20 protein-coding genes are annotated in these 15,202 nt (G+C 38.9%); 5 read left to right on the forward strand and 15 right to left on the reverse strand.

Annotated elements, in window-relative coordinates; genetic code table 11:
- Positions 1-67: 67 nt before the first annotated feature.
- The 3 genes from F936_RS05595 (at position 68) to F936_RS05600 (ending at position 1,989) form a co-directional block, all read left to right on the forward strand.
- Complete coding sequence (locus tag F936_RS05595) at positions 68-1,273, forward strand: multidrug effflux MFS transporter (RefSeq protein ID WP_005045815.1); 1,206 nt, start codon at positions 68-70, stop codon at positions 1,271-1,273.
- A gap of 200 nt (positions 1,274-1,473) precedes the next feature.
- Entirely contained in the window at positions 1,474-1,599 is a 126-nt protein-coding gene (locus F936_RS19625; RefSeq protein WP_004643689.1) for a KGW motif small protein, read from the forward strand.
- Positions 1,600-1,668: 69 nt separating this feature from the next.
- Positions 1,669-1,989: a YqfO family protein gene (locus F936_RS05600; RefSeq protein WP_004643688.1), complete on the forward strand. Its 321-nt coding sequence runs from the start codon at positions 1,669-1,671 to the stop codon at positions 1,987-1,989.
- Here F936_RS05600 and F936_RS05605 read toward each other — a convergent pair.
- Positions 1,982-2,782, reverse strand: coding sequence for an enoyl-CoA hydratase-related protein (locus tag F936_RS05605; RefSeq protein WP_005045817.1), 801 nt, complete (start codon positions 2,780-2,782; stop codon positions 1,982-1,984). The genes F936_RS05600 and F936_RS05605 overlap by 8 nt on opposite strands.
- A gap of 109 nt (positions 2,783-2,891) precedes the next feature.
- On the opposite strand from F936_RS05605, the gene F936_RS05610 reads away from it, so the two are divergent.
- Entirely contained in the window at positions 2,892-3,467 is a 576-nt protein-coding gene (locus tag F936_RS05610) for a nicotinate-nicotinamide nucleotide adenylyltransferase (protein WP_080595404.1), read from the forward strand.
- A gap of 11 nt (positions 3,468-3,478) precedes the next feature.
- Here the strand turns inward: F936_RS05610 and F936_RS05615 are convergent, their stop codons facing one another.
- The 8 genes from F936_RS05615 to dapD form a co-directional block, all read right to left on the reverse strand.
- Positions 3,479-3,841, reverse strand: coding sequence for a glyoxalase superfamily protein (locus F936_RS05615; protein WP_004643686.1), 363 nt, complete (start codon positions 3,839-3,841; stop codon positions 3,479-3,481).
- A 12-nt stretch (positions 3,842-3,853) separates the two neighbouring features.
- On the reverse strand, positions 3,854-4,423 hold the full coding sequence (locus F936_RS05620) for a CAP domain-containing protein (RefSeq protein ID WP_005045822.1): 570 nt from the start codon (positions 4,421-4,423) through the stop codon (positions 3,854-3,856).
- 118 nt (positions 4,424-4,541) lie between these two features.
- Positions 4,542-5,003: a peroxiredoxin gene (locus F936_RS05625; protein WP_005045824.1), complete on the reverse strand. Its 462-nt coding sequence runs from the start codon at positions 5,001-5,003 to the stop codon at positions 4,542-4,544.
- Positions 5,004-5,021: 18 nt separating this feature from the next.
- Entirely contained in the window at positions 5,022-5,708 is a 687-nt protein-coding gene (locus tag F936_RS05630) for a Dph6-related ATP pyrophosphatase (RefSeq protein WP_005045825.1), read from the reverse strand.
- Between the two features lie 96 nt (positions 5,709-5,804).
- Complete coding sequence (locus F936_RS05635) at positions 5,805-6,221, reverse strand: hypothetical protein (protein ID WP_003650267.1); 417 nt, start codon at positions 6,219-6,221, stop codon at positions 5,805-5,807.
- Between the two features lie 16 nt (positions 6,222-6,237).
- Entirely contained in the window at positions 6,238-6,906 is a 669-nt protein-coding gene (gene queC / locus F936_RS05640) for a 7-cyano-7-deazaguanine synthase QueC (protein ID WP_005045827.1), read from the reverse strand.
- A gap of 40 nt (positions 6,907-6,946) precedes the next feature.
- Positions 6,947-7,657, reverse strand: a complete 711-nt coding sequence (queE, locus tag F936_RS05645; protein ID WP_005045829.1) for a 7-carboxy-7-deazaguanine synthase QueE — start codon at positions 7,655-7,657, stop codon at positions 6,947-6,949.
- A 78-nt stretch (positions 7,658-7,735) separates the two neighbouring features.
- Positions 7,736-8,557 (reverse strand): 2,3,4,5-tetrahydropyridine-2,6-dicarboxylate N-succinyltransferase, encoded by an 822-nt coding sequence (dapD, locus tag F936_RS05650; protein WP_004643678.1) that lies wholly within the window; start codon positions 8,555-8,557, stop codon positions 7,736-7,738.
- Between the two features lie 295 nt (positions 8,558-8,852).
- Here dapD and carO point away from each other — a divergent pair, with 295 nt between their 5' ends.
- On the forward strand, positions 8,853-9,581 hold the full coding sequence (gene carO, locus F936_RS05655) for an ornithine uptake porin CarO type 4 (protein WP_005045833.1): 729 nt from the start codon (positions 8,853-8,855) through the stop codon (positions 9,579-9,581).
- A 90-nt stretch (positions 9,582-9,671) separates the two neighbouring features.
- Here the strand turns inward: carO and F936_RS05660 are convergent, their stop codons facing one another.
- The 6 genes from F936_RS05660 to F936_RS05685 all read right to left on the reverse strand — a co-directional run bounded on the left by F936_RS05660 (position 9,672) and on the right by F936_RS05685 (position 15,138).
- The gene (locus F936_RS05660) at positions 9,672-10,595 is read right to left on the reverse strand and encodes a CysB family HTH-type transcriptional regulator (RefSeq protein WP_003650277.1); all 924 of its coding nucleotides are present in this window, start codon (positions 10,593-10,595) and stop codon (positions 9,672-9,674) included.
- A 28-nt stretch (positions 10,596-10,623) separates the two neighbouring features.
- On the reverse strand, positions 10,624-11,685 hold the full coding sequence (locus tag F936_RS05665) for a sulfate/molybdate ABC transporter ATP-binding protein (RefSeq protein WP_005045836.1): 1,062 nt from the start codon (positions 11,683-11,685) through the stop codon (positions 10,624-10,626).
- 11 nt (positions 11,686-11,696) lie between these two features.
- Positions 11,697-12,581 carry a sulfate ABC transporter permease subunit CysW gene (gene cysW, locus F936_RS05670; protein ID WP_005045839.1) on the reverse strand — a complete coding sequence of 295 codons (885 nt, stop codon included), beginning with the start codon at positions 12,579-12,581 and terminating at the stop codon, positions 11,697-11,699.
- A complete protein-coding gene (cysT, locus tag F936_RS05675) occupies positions 12,578-13,411 on the reverse strand; it encodes a sulfate ABC transporter permease subunit CysT (RefSeq protein ID WP_003650283.1) in 834 nt (277 codons plus the stop codon). The genes cysW and cysT overlap by 4 nt, the downstream gene beginning before the upstream one ends.
- Positions 13,412-13,491: 80 nt before the next feature.
- Entirely contained in the window at positions 13,492-14,100 is a 609-nt protein-coding gene (locus F936_RS05680) for an alpha/beta hydrolase (RefSeq protein ID WP_003650284.1), read from the reverse strand.
- A gap of 30 nt (positions 14,101-14,130) precedes the next feature.
- On the reverse strand, positions 14,131-15,138 hold the full coding sequence (locus F936_RS05685) for a sulfate ABC transporter substrate-binding protein (RefSeq protein ID WP_005045841.1): 1,008 nt from the start codon (positions 15,136-15,138) through the stop codon (positions 14,131-14,133).
- Positions 15,139-15,202: the final 64 nt, after the last annotated feature.

Here is a 15,202-nt window from a genome sequence, read left to right on the forward strand (position 1 = left end):
TGAAATAAGCCACCGTAAGGTGGCTTATTTATGTGTACTAGAATATTAAAAATAGTGGAGAAGAAAAATGAAATCAAAAATCCATTTTCGTGAGTTTGCGTTGCTCATGGCATTACTCATGTCGATTGTTTCTTTTTCTATTGATGCAGTTTTACCTGCTTTAGGTGAGATTGGACGTATTTTTGAATTAAAAAATAATAACCAGTCGCAATGGGTCATCATTGGTATCTTTTCTGGAATGACAATCGGGCAGCTCATTGCGGGACCGTTATCTGATGCGATCGGGCGTAAACGGATTTTATTCACAGGAATTATTATTTATTTTCTGGGAAGTTTATTGTGTTTTTCCACACAAAGTTTTGAATGGTTCTTAGTCGGGCGCTTTATTCAAGGTATTGGTGTTTCAGGGCCTTACGTTGCTTCTATTTCAATCGTTAGAGATAAATACAGCGGAGCTCAAATGGCTCGCATCATGTCTTTAATTATGATGGTATTTATGGTTGCTCCAGCAATTGCACCGAGTTTGGGGCAACTCATTATTCATTTCTTTGGTTGGCGTGAAATCTTTGTTTTATATATGGTCTATGCCACAGTTGTGGGAGCATGGGTCGCTTTACGACTAGAAGAGACTTTACTTCCCGAAAAACGTTTACCTATGCGTATAAAAGCATTTAAGGAAGGCTTTAAAGAAGTTGTGAGTAATAAAACTACCATGAGCTATCTATTGTGTGCTGGATTCTGCTTTGGTGGATTTATTGGTTATTTAGGAACGTCACAGCAAATTTTTATGCAGCAATTTGGTAAAACAGGGCAAGAGTTTAGTGCTTACTTTGCTGTGCTTGCGGGTGTGATGGGAATCGCATCATTTACAAACTCTAAAATTGTCATGAAGTTTGGCATGCGTCCAATCTGTATTTATGGCTTTCTTGGACTGTGCTTAATTTCTTTGATTTTCTTGTTGATTCAACTTGCGGGTGTAACGGTATCATTTTGGATGTTTATGCTTTATGCCTGTATTTTGTTTTTACTGTTTGGAACCCTCTTTGGTAATTTAAATGCGATTGCGATGGAACCGATGGGGCATGTTGCTGGAATGGCATCGGCTATTATTGGTGCAGCTTCCTCTGTATTGTCACTTATTCTTGCTTCTATCATTGGGCAGTTATATAACGGTACATTGATTCCAATGACCTGTGGTTTTGTAATTTTGTGTGGTTTAGCTTTTGCTATGACAATATATGAGAATAGATATTTAAAGAAATCGGATGCTTAAAATTATAAAGATGAAGATAGATTACTGAATTTTAAACTTTTCTTTAGACTAAGATTTGCATATGGATGAGTGCTGTTCTTTTAAGCGTTTTAGACAACTTACGAGACTATAGACATAGAGCTATTTATCCCAGTATGCTTGGTTCGAGGTTGGTTCAATTTTTGCTTTCTCTGTAACAACGATAAAAATCGGAGATCAAAATGATGAAAAATAAGTATCACATAAGAACAATGTATACCAAAGATAAGGGCTGGCGTTTATTTGGCTTGGCGCTTGCTATTCAAATACTCTTTATTGGAGCAAATTATTTAGTAATGATGAACTGATTTTGCTTGTTGGACTTTTAAAAGGGTATGATTTCAGCCCAACTCATAAAATCTTGAGTCATTTTTGTTATGTTAAAGCTGATTTATTACGTGCCTGAGTCACATCTTGAATTAACTAAACAAGCCATTTTCTCTGCTGGTGCAGGTGGTATCGGTAATTATGAACACTGCGCATGGCAAGTAAAAGGAATAGGGCAGTTTAAGCCAGTTAAAGGGGCTGCTCCCTATATTGGGCAGCTAGATGAACTTGAACAAGTTGATGAGTGGCGTGTTGAAACAATTGTGATTGAAGAGAACGCAAGGGCTGTAGCGAAAGCATTAAAGGCAAGCCATCCTTATGAAGAGCCTGCCTTTGAGTTTATTCAAATCATAGAAATTAATTTTAATTAAACTGAGAGAAATCTGGTTTACGTTTTTGCATAAATGCTTGAACAGCCTCTAGCATTTCAGGTGAGCGTACACGTTGCATAAAGATTTCAGCTTCATGATCAACACATTCGATAATCTGTTCTAAATTATGCTTCATGAGTGCTTTGGTTTGTTTCAATGATGCAAGAGGCAAGGCTGTTAATTGTTGAGCAGTTTGTTGAGCTGAAACATAAGCATCTTCAACTACTTCATTAACTAAACCTGCTTGCACCGCAGTTTCTGCATTAAACTTTTTCGCAGTAAATAGCAGCTCAGCTGCTTTATGATAGCCAGCTTGTTGAACCAGTAATTGACTTGCGCCACCTTCTGGAGAAAGACCGAGGCTTACAAATGGAATTTGGAAAAGGGCTGTATTGTCAGCAAAAACCAGATCTGCATGCAATAAAATCGTAACGCCAATACCAATAGCGACTCCTTTTACTGCAATAATAAGTGGTTTTGATAATTTGGCAGCGGCTTTAAGTAAAACGAATGGTGGGACTTCTCCTGCTGGGCCGATGTTAGGATTTTGTACAAAACCCATAAAATCTTTCATGTCATTGCCAGCTGTAAAATCTTGTTCTACACTGCGTAGAACGACTACTCTAACTTCTTTATTGAGATCGGCTTCATTCAGTGCTTTGGCAATCCATAAATAAAGTTCGCCGTACAATGCATTTTTTGCATCTGGGCGATTTATGGCTAAGGTGAGTACGCCACCTTCTAAATTTGCGTTTAAATGTTGATGAGGTTGTTGAATACAGCTAAGTGTCATCGTACTATCCTTGCTTTAAACCACGTTGTTAATTTTTAGGTTCTCATTATGGCGCATATTTTTTGTAATGAGCGTTACTGATGAGTTCATAAAAAGTGAAAATCTAATTATGTATAAATTTGACTATCTCGTTTTTATAGGTCGCTTTCAACCATTTCATTTGGCTCATATGCAGACAATTGAAATTGCCTTACAGCAAAGCCACTATGTGGTTTTGGCATTAGGCTCGGCGCAAATGGAACGTAATATTAAAAATCCATTTCTTGCGATTGAACGAGAGCAAATGGTTTTATCTAATTTTTCATTAGATGAGCAAAAACGTATTAAATTTGTGCATGTGGTTGATGTTTATAATGATGAAAAATGGGTGAAACAAGTCAAATCTTTAGTGAATGGTGTGATTGAACCGAACTCAAAAGTAGGTTTGATTGGACATTTTAAAGATGAGTCTTCTTATTATTTAAAACTTTTCCCTGAATGGATTATGGTTGAACTCGATAGTTTAAAAGATTCTATTTCAGCTACTCCGATGCGTGAAGCATATTATCGTGGTGAAATCCAAACTGAATTTTTTCCTGTAGGAACCATTCAGTTTTTGGATGAATTTCAAAAAACACGTATCTATCAGCAACTGCAGCAACGCTTTGAAGAGGATGACCTCTCTAATCTAGATGAATTTGAATAAGAGCATATAGCTTAAGCATCTGCCCAAAAGATAATTCGGTTGGAAAACGGATCGGTGATACTGAGTTCAAGTGTTTCCCAATCTGTTTTTTCAACTTGAGGTTTGGCGAACTTATAATCTTTTTGACTCAATTCGCTATGCAGCTCATAAATAGGTTCCCAATAAATGCGGATTGCACTATGTGGGCTTGCATCTCCAAAATGCTCAGATAAATGAATAACGCAATCATCTTTGGAAATTTGTAGATATAACGGAAAGTTATCTTCAAATTGATGTTGCCAATCAAGTTGGAAACCTAAGAATTCAAGATAAAATGATTGGGCCAAATCAACATCAAAAATTCTTAAAATTGGGGTGATTGAACCTGATTGCATCATTTTTTCCTTTTAACGTGTACCAAATTGTTGAGTCCAATAGCTCTTTTGCTTTACAGACTGATCAGAAGCACAAGCGATTGCGTAAGTTGTAAATTTGGGATTCATTAGATTACTACAATGTAGGGGACTCGGCAGCCATTTAGACATAACTTCACTCAAAGTTTTCTGGCCGCTAGCGACATTTTCACCGTTGGCTTTACCGAGTGTATTATAAATTTTCAAACGTGACTTTAAATCTAGTCCTGTTGAACTCACATGTCCGAGAAAGTTGTGTCTTGCCATATCTTCACTATGAGAAAGTGCACCTTTATATAAATTATTATTCCAACTTAGCGGTTTAGCAGCAGGGAAAAATTGTTGACCACACTGGCGTGGTTGTTGGCGGATCTGGTTAATTGTATTAAGTATGGCCTGTTGATAAGCTGGGTTTTGCAAATCTTGGCAGTTTATTTCAATGGCAGTTTTCTGAATTTGAGCAATTGATGGGGTGGTGTCGGTTGGCATGGGTAATGTATTTGCACTACATGCGCAGATAGAAAGAGTCAAAGGCAGTAAAGAGTAATTTTTGAGTAGACTCATGCGAACGCCTTAAAATAATTATTCTAATGTTTTTATCATACGCCAAAGTCAAATTATTGAGCAATTCTTTGCAATAAAAAAGCGAGTTTGATACTCGCTTTTTTATTGCATACGTTTATTAAGCTGATTGAAGAGCTTTTAGGTCTTCAAGTACTTGTTCAGCATGTCCTGCTGCTTTGACTTTACGGTAGCTTTTAACTAAGGTTTTGTTATGGAAAATGAAAGTAGAGCGTTCAATTCCCATAACTTTTTTGCCATACATATTTTTTTCTTTAATGACATCAAAATGATTACAAAGTACTTCTTCTTTGTCGCTAATGAGGTCAATTGTAAGCGCTTGTTTTTCAGTAAAGTTTTGATGGGCTTTTACCGAGTCGCGTGAAACACCGAAAATACGTGTACCCAAAGCTTCAAATTGGTCTTTTAAACAAGAGAAACCGACTGCTTGTGTTGTGCACCCAGGCGTTGAATCTTTTGGGTAGAAATAAATGATCAACCATTCATTTTCGACCTCGGCCAAGTTCACTTCACCGTGGGTAGTAGGGAAAACCTGATTTGGTAATTGAGTATTCTCAGTCATTTCTCATCCTTCAAAAAGCTAAATTTGATCTAATTCAAGTGGTAAAAAAGCATATTCTTCATGATAAACAATATCGAGCTTTCTTACAGGAATTGGTTTGTTAAAAATTGGACCGTCAATCACAGTGGTATGAAATTCACCGCCTTCACCACATGGATCAATACCGCGATTCTCAAGTTCTTGAATATATTCTAAGGTTAAAGTTTTTCCTAAATCTTCAATTGTCATGCCTAGTTTTAAGTTTACTGTCACAATGACACTACGGAAACCAAGATTGATAAACTCTTCAACAACCTCACGATGTGGACGTAGCCAAAGAGGCATGCCTAATTTGAGTCCCACTTGTTGAGTGATCCGATCATGCCAACAGCCATGTTCAGGCATATCAAGGTCACCTGTAACGAGTACCTCGGCACCTTGTTGTTTTGCATGAGTTAGTAATTCAATAAATTTAGCTTCATAGTCATTCCAACTTGATGAGGTCATGAATACTGGTAGGCCGATTGCTTTAGCTTGTGCTTGAATAATATCAAGTGGCATAGCATGTGAACGAGAGCGCTGGCCTTGTTCTTCTAGCATGACAATTAGTCCACTAACCGTACCAGTTTGCATTGCGTGGTAGATTGCAAGTGAGCTGTCTTTGCCCCCACTGAATGAGACAATAGACTGTCTATTAATTGCGTTGGTTTTCCATTGTTCTTGCATGGCTTATTTCAAATGAATTGGTCAAGATCGATTTTATTTTAACAGAGCTACAAAAAAGCCTGCATAAATGCAGGCTTAATTTGGAATAACAAAAGCTTATTTTTTAGGAGCTTGTTGTTGAGCTGCTTTCATTGCATCTTCAGTTAATTTTTCAAGTTTAGTTGTTAACTGAGGGCCAAAACATGCTTTAAGATCACGGTTTTGTTGTTGTACAAATCCTAGAGAGCTTGGGCTTTTCTTCGCATTGATTGCACTTTGGATTTCCCATTTTTGTGCTTCAGTGACTTTACCTTGTGCTTCAACTTGGCAGCTACAGAATTTGCTAACTTCTGATGAACTTAGTTTACCGCCTTTAGCTGTTTGATCTTTACAAACGTTAACTAATGCACCTTTAACGTTAGTACTTTTATATGCTGCTTGAACTGGGTTTTCCGCAGCATGTGCTGCACCAGCCATAAGAGCAACAGTTGAAAACAAAGATGAAAGAATAAGATTTGATTTTAACAACTTCATAAATTTTACCTACTTATTACGGTATATAGCGTGTTGGGTCGGCAACACCGGCCTCGATAAAGCCTTCTTTACGCAAACGGCAACTGTCACATTTGCCACACGCACGTCCTTGAGCATCTGCTTGGTAGCAAGATACCGTTTGACTATAGTCTACGCCATGTTCAATCCCTAAACGTATAATATTCGCTTTGGATAAATGTAACAGGGGTGTTTCAAATTTAAGTGGTTTTCCTTCCACGCCAGCTTTCGTTGCTAAACGTGCCATATTGGCAAAAGCGTCAATAAATTCAGGGCGACAATCAGGATATCCTGAATAATCAACGGCATTGATACCAATAACAATCGCTTCAGCATTGAATACTTCTGCTGCTGCTAAGGCATATGAAAGGAAAATTGTGTTACGTGCTGGTACATAAGTTACAGGAATGCCTTCTTGTAATTGTTCTGGTACAGCAATGTTATGGTCTGTAAGTGCAGACCCACCTAAATTAGCCAAATCAATATTAATTACACGATGTTCAACATCTGCACGTTGAGTTAATGCTTTTGCTGCATCGAGTTCAGTGGTTGAGCGTTGACCATACATAAAACTAATAGCAATACATTCATAGCGTGCTTGTGCCCAAGCTAGGCAAGTGGTTGAGTCTAAGCCGCCTGAAAGTAAAACAATGGCACGAGGGCGCATATTTTTCTCCATATTCGGAATGATTTATTTTATTGAGTGATTAGCGACCTGATTCGTCATTCCAGAGCAGTTTATGTAACTGAAGTTGGAAACGAACGGGTAATTTATCATCCAGTATCCACTGTGCCAGATCACGTGCTAGACGTGGCAGGCCAACAGCACCTTTTTCAACTGCAAAGGCAGGGGAGAACCAAACGGTACTGACTTTTTTATGCAGTTGATATATTTCAACTTGTTGCTTTGACCATTCGTAATCTTCGCGGTTACAAATGACGAATTTAATTTGGTCATGCGCAGTCAAATGATCAAGATTGCTGATGAGGTTACGATGTTCCTCACCAGAAGTTGGGGTTTTTAAATCGAGAACTTTAGAAACACGCGAATCTACTTTTGAGACATCGAGCGCGCCACTGGTTTCTAAAGAAACATCAAAGCCAGCTTCACATAGACGTTGTAATAAAATCAAACAATTTGGCTGTGCAAGAGGTTCACCACCAGTTACACAAATATAAGGCGTTTGAAATTGTGTAGCTGTTTCAATGATATGTTCAAGTGAAAAACGTTCACCACCTTCAAAAGAATAAGTGGTATCACAATAGCTACAACGTAATGGACAGCCCGTTAGACGAATAAATACAGTCGGTAGGCCAGAGGCATTTGCTTCACCCTGCAACGAGTAAAAAATCTCGGTAATGCGTAAACCGGACGCAGGGTCTGAGACAGGGATTGCAGAGGAACGTAAGGAAGCCATTCTAGAAATACCACACTATATAAAAAATAAAATCTCTACGATCAGTGTCGACCGTAGAGATGTTTGATCAAACTGAAATTAGTCAGCGCGTAACAAATCGTTCAAACTTGTTTTTGCACGTGTTTGCGCATCAACTTTTTTCACAATAATTGCAGCATATAAGCTGTATTTACCATCAGCAGACGGCAGGCTACCTGCTACAACAACTGAACCTGCTGGAACGCGACCATAATGGATTTCGCCAGTTGCGCGGTCATAAATTTTAGTCGATTGACCAATGAAAACGCCCATTGAAATTACTGAGCCTTCTTCAACAATAACGCCTTCAACGATTTCTGAACGTGCACCGATAAAGCAGTTGTCTTCAATAATGGTTGGGTTAGCTTGTAATGGTTCTAAAACACCACCGATACCTACACCGCCAGACAAGTGAACATTTTTACCGATTTGAGCACATGAACCTACAGTTGCCCATGTATCAACCATTGTGCCTTCATCTACGTAAGCACCAATGTTGACATAAGAAGGCATTAACACTACGTTTTTAGCTTGGAAGCTACCACGACGTGCTACAGCAGGAGGAACAACACGAACACCTGCTGCTTTAAATTGTTCTTCAGTCCAACCTGAGAATTTAGTTTCAACTTTGTCGTAGAAACGAAGATCACATGACTCGATTGGTTTATTGTCATTTAGTTTAAATGATAATAAAACAGCTTTTTTTAACCATTGGTGAACAACCCATTCACCATTGATTTTTTCAGCAACTCGAAGTGTACCGTTATCTAAACCAGCAATTGCTTCTTCAACAGCTTGGCGAATTTCGCTTGGGCAATCTGCTGCAGTAAGGTTTGCGCGGTCTTCAAATGCTTGCTCAATGATCGTAGAAAGCTGAGACATGATCTTCCTTCCATAAAAAATTTTAAAGATTTTACACTAATTTGTGACAAGAATCTTTGAAAAAACGTGTTACGTTTAATCGAGGGTATAAATGAGGTAAATGAAATTAAGCTTATTAGATAATCAAGTGTTTTTTACACAAAAATGATTTGAAAATAAAAATTTAACTCAATTTGTATCAAAAAATAACAGAAATCTAGCATTTTTTGTATAAAAAAGACTCTAAGCTCTCTTTATTATGATTTCAGTCACAAGATGAATAAATTAAAAACAGAGCCTTTTTGAGGAGAAAACTATGAAAGCATTACGTGTTTTAGTAACAACAACAGCTTTATTCGCTGCTGGTGCTGCGATGGCAGATGAAGCCGTTGTTCATGACAGCTACGCATTTGATCAAAACCAATTAATTCCTGTGGGAGTGCGTGCTGAGGTAGGTACAACTGGTTACGGTGGTGCTTTATTGTGGCAAGCAAACCCATATGTAGGTTTGGCACTTGGTTATAATGGTGGTGACATTTCTTGGCGAGATGACTTATCAATTAATGGTACTAAATATGACGTTGATATGGATAATAACAACGTTTATTTAAATGCTGAAATTCGTCCTTGGGGTGCCAGTACTAACCGTTGGGCTCAAGGCTTATATGTAGCAGCTGGTGCAGCATACCTTGATAATGATTATGATTTAAGCAAACGTTCACAAGACGGTACTATTAAAGTAAATGGTAATAATTATAACTTTAATGGTTCAGTTGATGGTAAATTAAGTTATAAAAATGATATCGCTCCATATTTAGGTTTTGGTTTTGCTCCTAAAATCAATAAGAACTGGGGTGTATTTGGTGAGGTTGGTGCATATTACACAGGTAACCCAAGTGTAAATCTTAAATCAAATGGTACATTTGTTAATGTTAACGGTGCTGACTTTGATAAAGACTTACGTGCAGAAGAAAATAAAATCGCAAATGACGATAAATACGAATGGTTACCAGTTGGTAAAGTTGGTGTGAACTTCTTCTGGTAATAAATAGAAAAAAACGAGCTTCGGCTCGTTTTTTTTTTGCTTCTAATAAAATAAAAGAGCTAAAAAGCTCTTTTATTTTGCTCTTAATTTTTATTCATCTGGATAAGCAATTTTCTTAAGCGCTTTAATATCGGCATCAGGTGAGCATAGAGAAATAAACTCATAACCATAACCGCGTAGTAGATGGCCTTTACGAACCGCAATCCATGTCGTATTGACACCAAAAATATCAGTTTTAGTTTGTTTTAAACGATGATCACGTTCTGTGTCATAAGCTACGGCATTGACAATTCCGACTCCCATGCCCAATTCGACATAAGTCTTGATAACATCCGCATCAAGAGCTGACATCACGATATCTGCATCGAGGTGAGCTTCTTCAAAGGCTTTGTCAATTTTAGATCGCCCTGTAAAACCACCATGATAAGTAATGAGTGGATAATCCGCTAAAAGTTCAAGCGTAATCTTGTCTGCCTTCACTAAAGGATGATTTTGCGGTGTGATAATACTGTGTTGCCATTGATAGTAAGGAATACTCGCTAGATTTTCTTCAGTCGTTAAAGACTCAGTTGCAATTCCAATATCAGCCTCACCTTGTAAGAGCATTTCTGAAATTTCAACAGGGCTGGCTTGTTGTAAAATCAAATGAACTTTAGGAAATAACTTCTTAAATTGATTGACGATCGGAGGCAGTACATAACGTGCTTGAGTATGGGTCGTCGCGATCGTTAATGTCCCTTCATCAACTTTATTAAAGTCTTCCGCAAGACGTTTAATATTTTCAGCATCAACTAACATGCGTTCAACGATACCAAGAAGAGATTGTCCTGGTTCGGTTAAACCTAAAAGACGTTTTCCTTTTCGTATAAAAAGTTGTACACCTAGTTCATCTTCTAAATCTTTAATATGTTTACTTACACCCGATTGAGACGTGTAGAGCGCAGCTGATGCTTCGGTTAAGTTAAAGTTTTGGCGTACAGTTTCTCGGATAATTCTTAATTGTTGAAAGTTCATTCACACTTTTCCTTACCAAATATATTTCTTAAGCAACTTGATCTGCAAATAAGTGCAGTTGAGATGCACTTACCCAAACGGTTTGATTCGGTTTAAACGCATGTAATTTTGCAGCTTCATTGCTTAGAGCAATCTCAATTAAACGTCCATTACGGTCTTGTAATTCCGCCACAACTTTTCCAGCAATCCAGATTTCACGTACAAAAGTCGCTTCAATAGTATTAGCCTGCGGTTGCGAGTGAATATGTAACTCATCTGGACGCGCAAAAGCAATCACTTTTCCTTGAGGCGCCTCAACTAACGTTGGTAATTGAATACGGTCATTGCCAATACGGATAATACCGCCTGTGTTTTCACCTTCAAAACGATTTGCCTGACCCAAGAAATCAAATACAAATGGTGTTGATGGTTTTTCATAAACTTCACGAGGCGAACCGATCTGCTCTACATTACCTTTATTCATTACAATGATCTGGTCTGCAACTTCAAGTGCTTCTTCCTGATCGTGGGTCACGAAAATTGAAGTAATATGCAACTCATCATGTAAGTTGCGTAACCAGCGGCGTAATTCCTTACGGACTTTGGCATCTAGCGCACCAAATGGTTCATCAAGTAATAATACTCGTGGCTCAACTGCCAAGGTGCGGGCTAAAGCAATACGTTGACGCTGTCCGCCCGAAAGCTGAGCAGGGTAGCGGTCTGCCAAAAATCCAAGTTGAACTAGATCAAGTAAACGAGTAACGCGTTTTTTAATTTCAGCTTCTGAAGGACGTGTTGCACGTGGACGAACACGTAAACCAAAGGCAATATTGTCAAATACCGTCATGTGACGGAATAAAGCATAGTGCTGAAATACAAAGCCGACCTGACGCTCACGCACATGTACATTGGTTGCATCTTCGCCTTCAAGTAACACTTGACCGCCATCAGCTGATTCTAGGCCCGCAATAATACGAAGTAGGGTTGTTTTACCGCAACCAGATGGGCCGAGTAGGGCAACCAGTTCACCTTCAGGAAAATCTAGGGAAATATTTTTAAGCGCATGGAATGCACCAAAGTGTTTTTCAATATTTTTAACTTGAATACTCATGATTTCATTCCTTACGAATCAGTTGAATGTGGTTCTGGTTTGTCTTGATGTAGTTCTAACCACGTTTTCAATACCAGTGTTAAGAGGGCTAAGAAAGCAAGTAATGAGGACACGGCAAACGCTGCGCTAAAGGTGTACTCGTTATATAAAATTTCGACATGAAGTGGCAGGGTATTAGTTTCACCACGGATGTGACCAGAAACTACAGATACTGCGCCGAACTCACCCATTGCACGGGCATTACATAGAATCACGCCGTAAATTAAACCCCATTTAATGTTTGGTAGAGTGACTTTCCAAAAGGTTTGCCATCCTGATGCACCGAGTACAATCGCTGCTTCTTCTTCTTCAGTTCCTTGAGCCTCCATGAGTGGAATTAACTCACGTGCGACAAATGGAACTGTAATAAAGATGGTTGCTAAAACAATTGCGGGTACGGCATATAAAACTTTGATGTCATGTTCCATTAACCAGCTGCCTAACCAGCCTTGGGCACCAAAAATCAATACAATCATTAAACCGGCAATAACAGGTGAAACCGAAAAGGGCATATCAATGATGGTGGTTAAAATTGCCTTACCTCTAAACTGGAACTTAGAGACAGCCCATGCAGCGCCAACACCAAATATCACGTTAATCGGAACAGCAATTGCTGCGGTTAATAAGGTCAATTTCACTGCCGATAGCGTGTCTGGATCAATCAACGCTTGAACATAGACTTCAAGCCCCTGTTTAAATGCTTCTACAAAAACCAGAATGAGTGGCAACATCAAGCAGCTTAAGAAAAAAATTAGAGCTACGGTAATGAGTATGTAACGTACCCAAGTTGGTTCACGTGTCGCATCTCGTGATTGCAATCTAAGCGCAAGCGCATTGCTGTCAGTATGTAGGTTCATGTTACATTTCTCCCTGTACGACGGTTTGCCCACGCTTGAAGTAAATTAATGGCAAATAAAATGATGAAAGAGAGAACTAACATGACCGCAGCAATCGTTGTTGCGCCTGCATAATCATATTCTTCAAGACGTGAAATGATCATGAGTGGAGCAATTTCTGTTTTAAACGGCTGGTTACCCGCAATAAAAATAACTGAACCATATTCACCCACACCGCGGGCAAATGCTAAAGCAAAACCTGTGAACAAAGCTGGTAGTAATATCGGTAAAATAATTTTAGTAATCGTCTGCCAGCGATTTGCGCCAAGTGCCGAAGCTGCTTCTTCAAGCTCAGTTTCGATATCACTGAGTACGGGTTGAACTGTTCTTACAATGAATGGAATACCAATGAAGACCAATGCCAACGTAATACCGATTGGGCTATATGCAACCTGAATGCCTAGAGGTTCGAGATATTGACCAATCCAGCCAGTAGGTGCATAGAGCGAAGTCAGTGCAATACCTGCAACTGCAGTTGGAAGAGCAAAAGGTAGATCTACTAATGCATCAACCAGACGTTTCCCTGGGAAGTTGTAACGTACAAGGCACCAAGCCAGAAGTAAGCCAAACACAACATTAATAAATGCTGCTATTAAAGCTGAACTAAAACTGAGTTGAAGCGATTTTAAAATACGTTCAGACGTTAAAATTTCCCATAATCCGTCCCATCCAATTCCAAATGATTTGATAAAGACTGCGGCTAATGGAATAAGCACAATAAAAGACACGTAGGCGAGGGTGAAGCCCAAAGATAGACCAAACCCAGGCAGCACTCGGGATCGCTGCGACATGATATTTCCTCAAAGAGAAAAGCCTGCTGAAACCAGTAAGCGAATAAATAAAGATAAACGGTGCGATATAAAGATGGGTATTAAGCAAATTTCAAAGAGAAATGAGTTTTTACCGGGTCGATAGATGAGTGACTACACATCGAATCTTCTGGAATCAGATAATTCAGCAAATCTGGAAATGGTCCAAAACCTGAAGCAACATTAATATGGCCGACTTCACCAAGATTAACTGGATTTAATTTCCACGACTTAGCAAGTTGTAAAGCATCAAAAAAGCCGAGCCATGGATCATTTTCACTAATGAGCAGAGATGTTGGGACATCAATTTTTAACTGATGAAAATATGCTTTGTAGTCGGTCAAGCTATGGCGGGCAAAACCAGCTTCCCCAAAGCGTGCTGGATTTGCTGGAGCAACCAAAATAAGTTTCTTAACTTGGCTCTTTAACTCTGGATATTCAGCTAAAGCAGCAACACTCGTTAAGCAACCGAAACTATGCGCAACAATTTGTACAGGAGCTTGCGCTGCTTGAACTGTTTTAACGAATTGTTCAACCCATTCACTTAATACTGGTCTATCCCAGTTTTTTTGCTCAACACGAGAACTAGACACGAGTTGACGCTGCAACCAAGATTGCCAATGCTGATGTTCACTTCCACCTACACCCGGAACAATTACAGTGTGAATCATGTCTGTTCTCCTTATCTTTAGTACAAAGAATTACTTCTCTGTACTATTGATTTTTACGATTTGATCGAAAACACCACCATTGTCGAAGTGTTGTTTTTGTACCTTCGTCCAACCACCAAATTCTTTGTCGATGGTTACAAGTTTCAATGGCTTAAATACATTGCTGTATTTCTTAAGAACGGCTGCATTACGTGGACGGTAGAAGTTACGTGCTGCAATTTCTTGGCCAGCTGGTGAATACAAGTAGTTCAAGTAACCTTTTGCAATAGTGAGGTTGCCTTTTTTAGTCGCATTCTTTTCAATAATTGCAACTGGAGGCTCAGCTAGGATCGAAAGAGAAGGGGTAATAATTTCAAATTTGCCCGGCTGTTCGCGAAGAGCTAAATGTGCTTCATTTTCCCAAGCTAGTAACACATCACCAATGCCACGTTCAGCAAAAGTAGTGGTTGCACCACGAGCACCCGAATCTAAAACTTTAGTATGTTTATAAATTTGACGAACATACTCTTGTGCTTTTGCATCATTACCACCTGGTTGATGTTTTGCCCAAGCCCAAGCTGCAAGATAATTCCAACGAGCGCCACCAGATGTTTTCGGGTTTGGTGTAATAATTTCTACGCCTGGTTTGATTAAATCACTCCAGTCTTTAATTTGTTTAGGGTTACCCTTACGTACTAAAAACACAATTGTTGAGGTGTATGGGGTAGAGTTCTGCGGTAACTTTTTCTGCCAGTCAATTGGAAGTAATTTTGCTTTTTCAGCAATTTCATCGATATCTGCTGCGAGCGCTAATGTCACTACATCTGCATTTAAGCCATCGATAACAGCACGTGCCTGTTTACCAGAACCGCCGTGTGATTGTTTAAACTCAATATCTTGCCCAGTGCGTTTTTTCCAGTAAGCACCAAATTGTTTATTGAAATCTGTATATAACTCACGAGTAGGGTCGTAAGAGACGTTTAAAAATTCTTGAGCTGCAAATGATGAAACTGAAAGAAGTGCAGCGATAACCCCGACTTTTAACTGAGAAAAACGCATGAGATAAGTCCTCAAAAAATATGAAATGTTCAAAACATGAACGCAGAATAGCGCTAGTCTTTAT

Source organism: Acinetobacter calcoaceticus DSM 30006 = CIP 81.8 (assembly GCF_000368965.1).
GTDB classification, from domain to species: Bacteria; Pseudomonadota; Gammaproteobacteria; order Pseudomonadales; family Moraxellaceae; genus Acinetobacter; species Acinetobacter calcoaceticus.

Excerpts from the sequence above, each read along its gene's own strand:
- F936_RS05595 (WP_005045815.1), top strand. The coding sequence starts at position 68 with ATGAAATCAAAAATCCATTTTCGTGAGTTTGCGTTGCTCATGGCATTA.
- F936_RS19625 (WP_004643689.1), top strand. The coding sequence starts at position 1,474 with ATGATGAAAAATAAGTATCACATAAGAACAATGTATACCAAAGATAAG.
- F936_RS05600 (WP_004643688.1), top strand. The coding sequence starts at position 1,669 with ATGTTAAAGCTGATTTATTACGTGCCTGAGTCACATCTTGAATTAACT.
- F936_RS05605 (WP_005045817.1), bottom strand. The coding sequence starts at position 2,782 with ATGACACTTAGCTGTATTCAACAACCTCATCAACATTTAAACGCAAAT.
- F936_RS05610 (WP_080595404.1), top strand. The coding sequence starts at position 2,892 with ATGTATAAATTTGACTATCTCGTTTTTATAGGTCGCTTTCAACCATTT.
- F936_RS05615 (WP_004643686.1), bottom strand. The coding sequence starts at position 3,841 with ATGCAATCAGGTTCAATCACCCCAATTTTAAGAATTTTTGATGTTGAT.
- F936_RS05620 (WP_005045822.1), bottom strand. The coding sequence starts at position 4,423 with ATGAGTCTACTCAAAAATTACTCTTTACTGCCTTTGACTCTTTCTATC.
- F936_RS05625 (WP_005045824.1), bottom strand. The coding sequence starts at position 5,003 with ATGACTGAGAATACTCAATTACCAAATCAGGTTTTCCCTACTACCCAC.
- F936_RS05630 (WP_005045825.1), bottom strand. The coding sequence starts at position 5,708 with ATGCAAGAACAATGGAAAACCAACGCAATTAATAGACAGTCTATTGTC.
- F936_RS05635 (WP_003650267.1), bottom strand. The coding sequence starts at position 6,221 with ATGAAGTTGTTAAAATCAAATCTTATTCTTTCATCTTTGTTTTCAACT.
- queC (WP_005045827.1), bottom strand. The coding sequence starts at position 6,906 with ATGCGCCCTCGTGCCATTGTTTTACTTTCAGGCGGCTTAGACTCAACC.
- queE (WP_005045829.1), bottom strand. The coding sequence starts at position 7,657 with ATGGCTTCCTTACGTTCCTCTGCAATCCCTGTCTCAGACCCTGCGTCC.
- dapD (WP_004643678.1), bottom strand. The coding sequence starts at position 8,557 with ATGTCTCAGCTTTCTACGATCATTGAGCAAGCATTTGAAGACCGCGCA.
- carO (WP_005045833.1), top strand. The coding sequence starts at position 8,853 with ATGAAAGCATTACGTGTTTTAGTAACAACAACAGCTTTATTCGCTGCT.
- F936_RS05660 (WP_003650277.1), bottom strand. The coding sequence starts at position 10,595 with ATGAACTTTCAACAATTAAGAATTATCCGAGAAACTGTACGCCAAAAC.
- F936_RS05665 (WP_005045836.1), bottom strand. The coding sequence starts at position 11,685 with ATGAGTATTCAAGTTAAAAATATTGAAAAACACTTTGGTGCATTCCAT.
- cysW (WP_005045839.1), bottom strand. The coding sequence starts at position 12,581 with ATGAACCTACATACTGACAGCAATGCGCTTGCGCTTAGATTGCAATCA.
- cysT (WP_003650283.1), bottom strand. The coding sequence starts at position 13,411 with ATGTCGCAGCGATCCCGAGTGCTGCCTGGGTTTGGTCTATCTTTGGGC.
- F936_RS05680 (WP_003650284.1), bottom strand. The coding sequence starts at position 14,100 with ATGATTCACACTGTAATTGTTCCGGGTGTAGGTGGAAGTGAACATCAG.
- F936_RS05685 (WP_005045841.1), bottom strand. The coding sequence starts at position 15,138 with ATGCGTTTTTCTCAGTTAAAAGTCGGGGTTATCGCTGCACTTCTTTCA.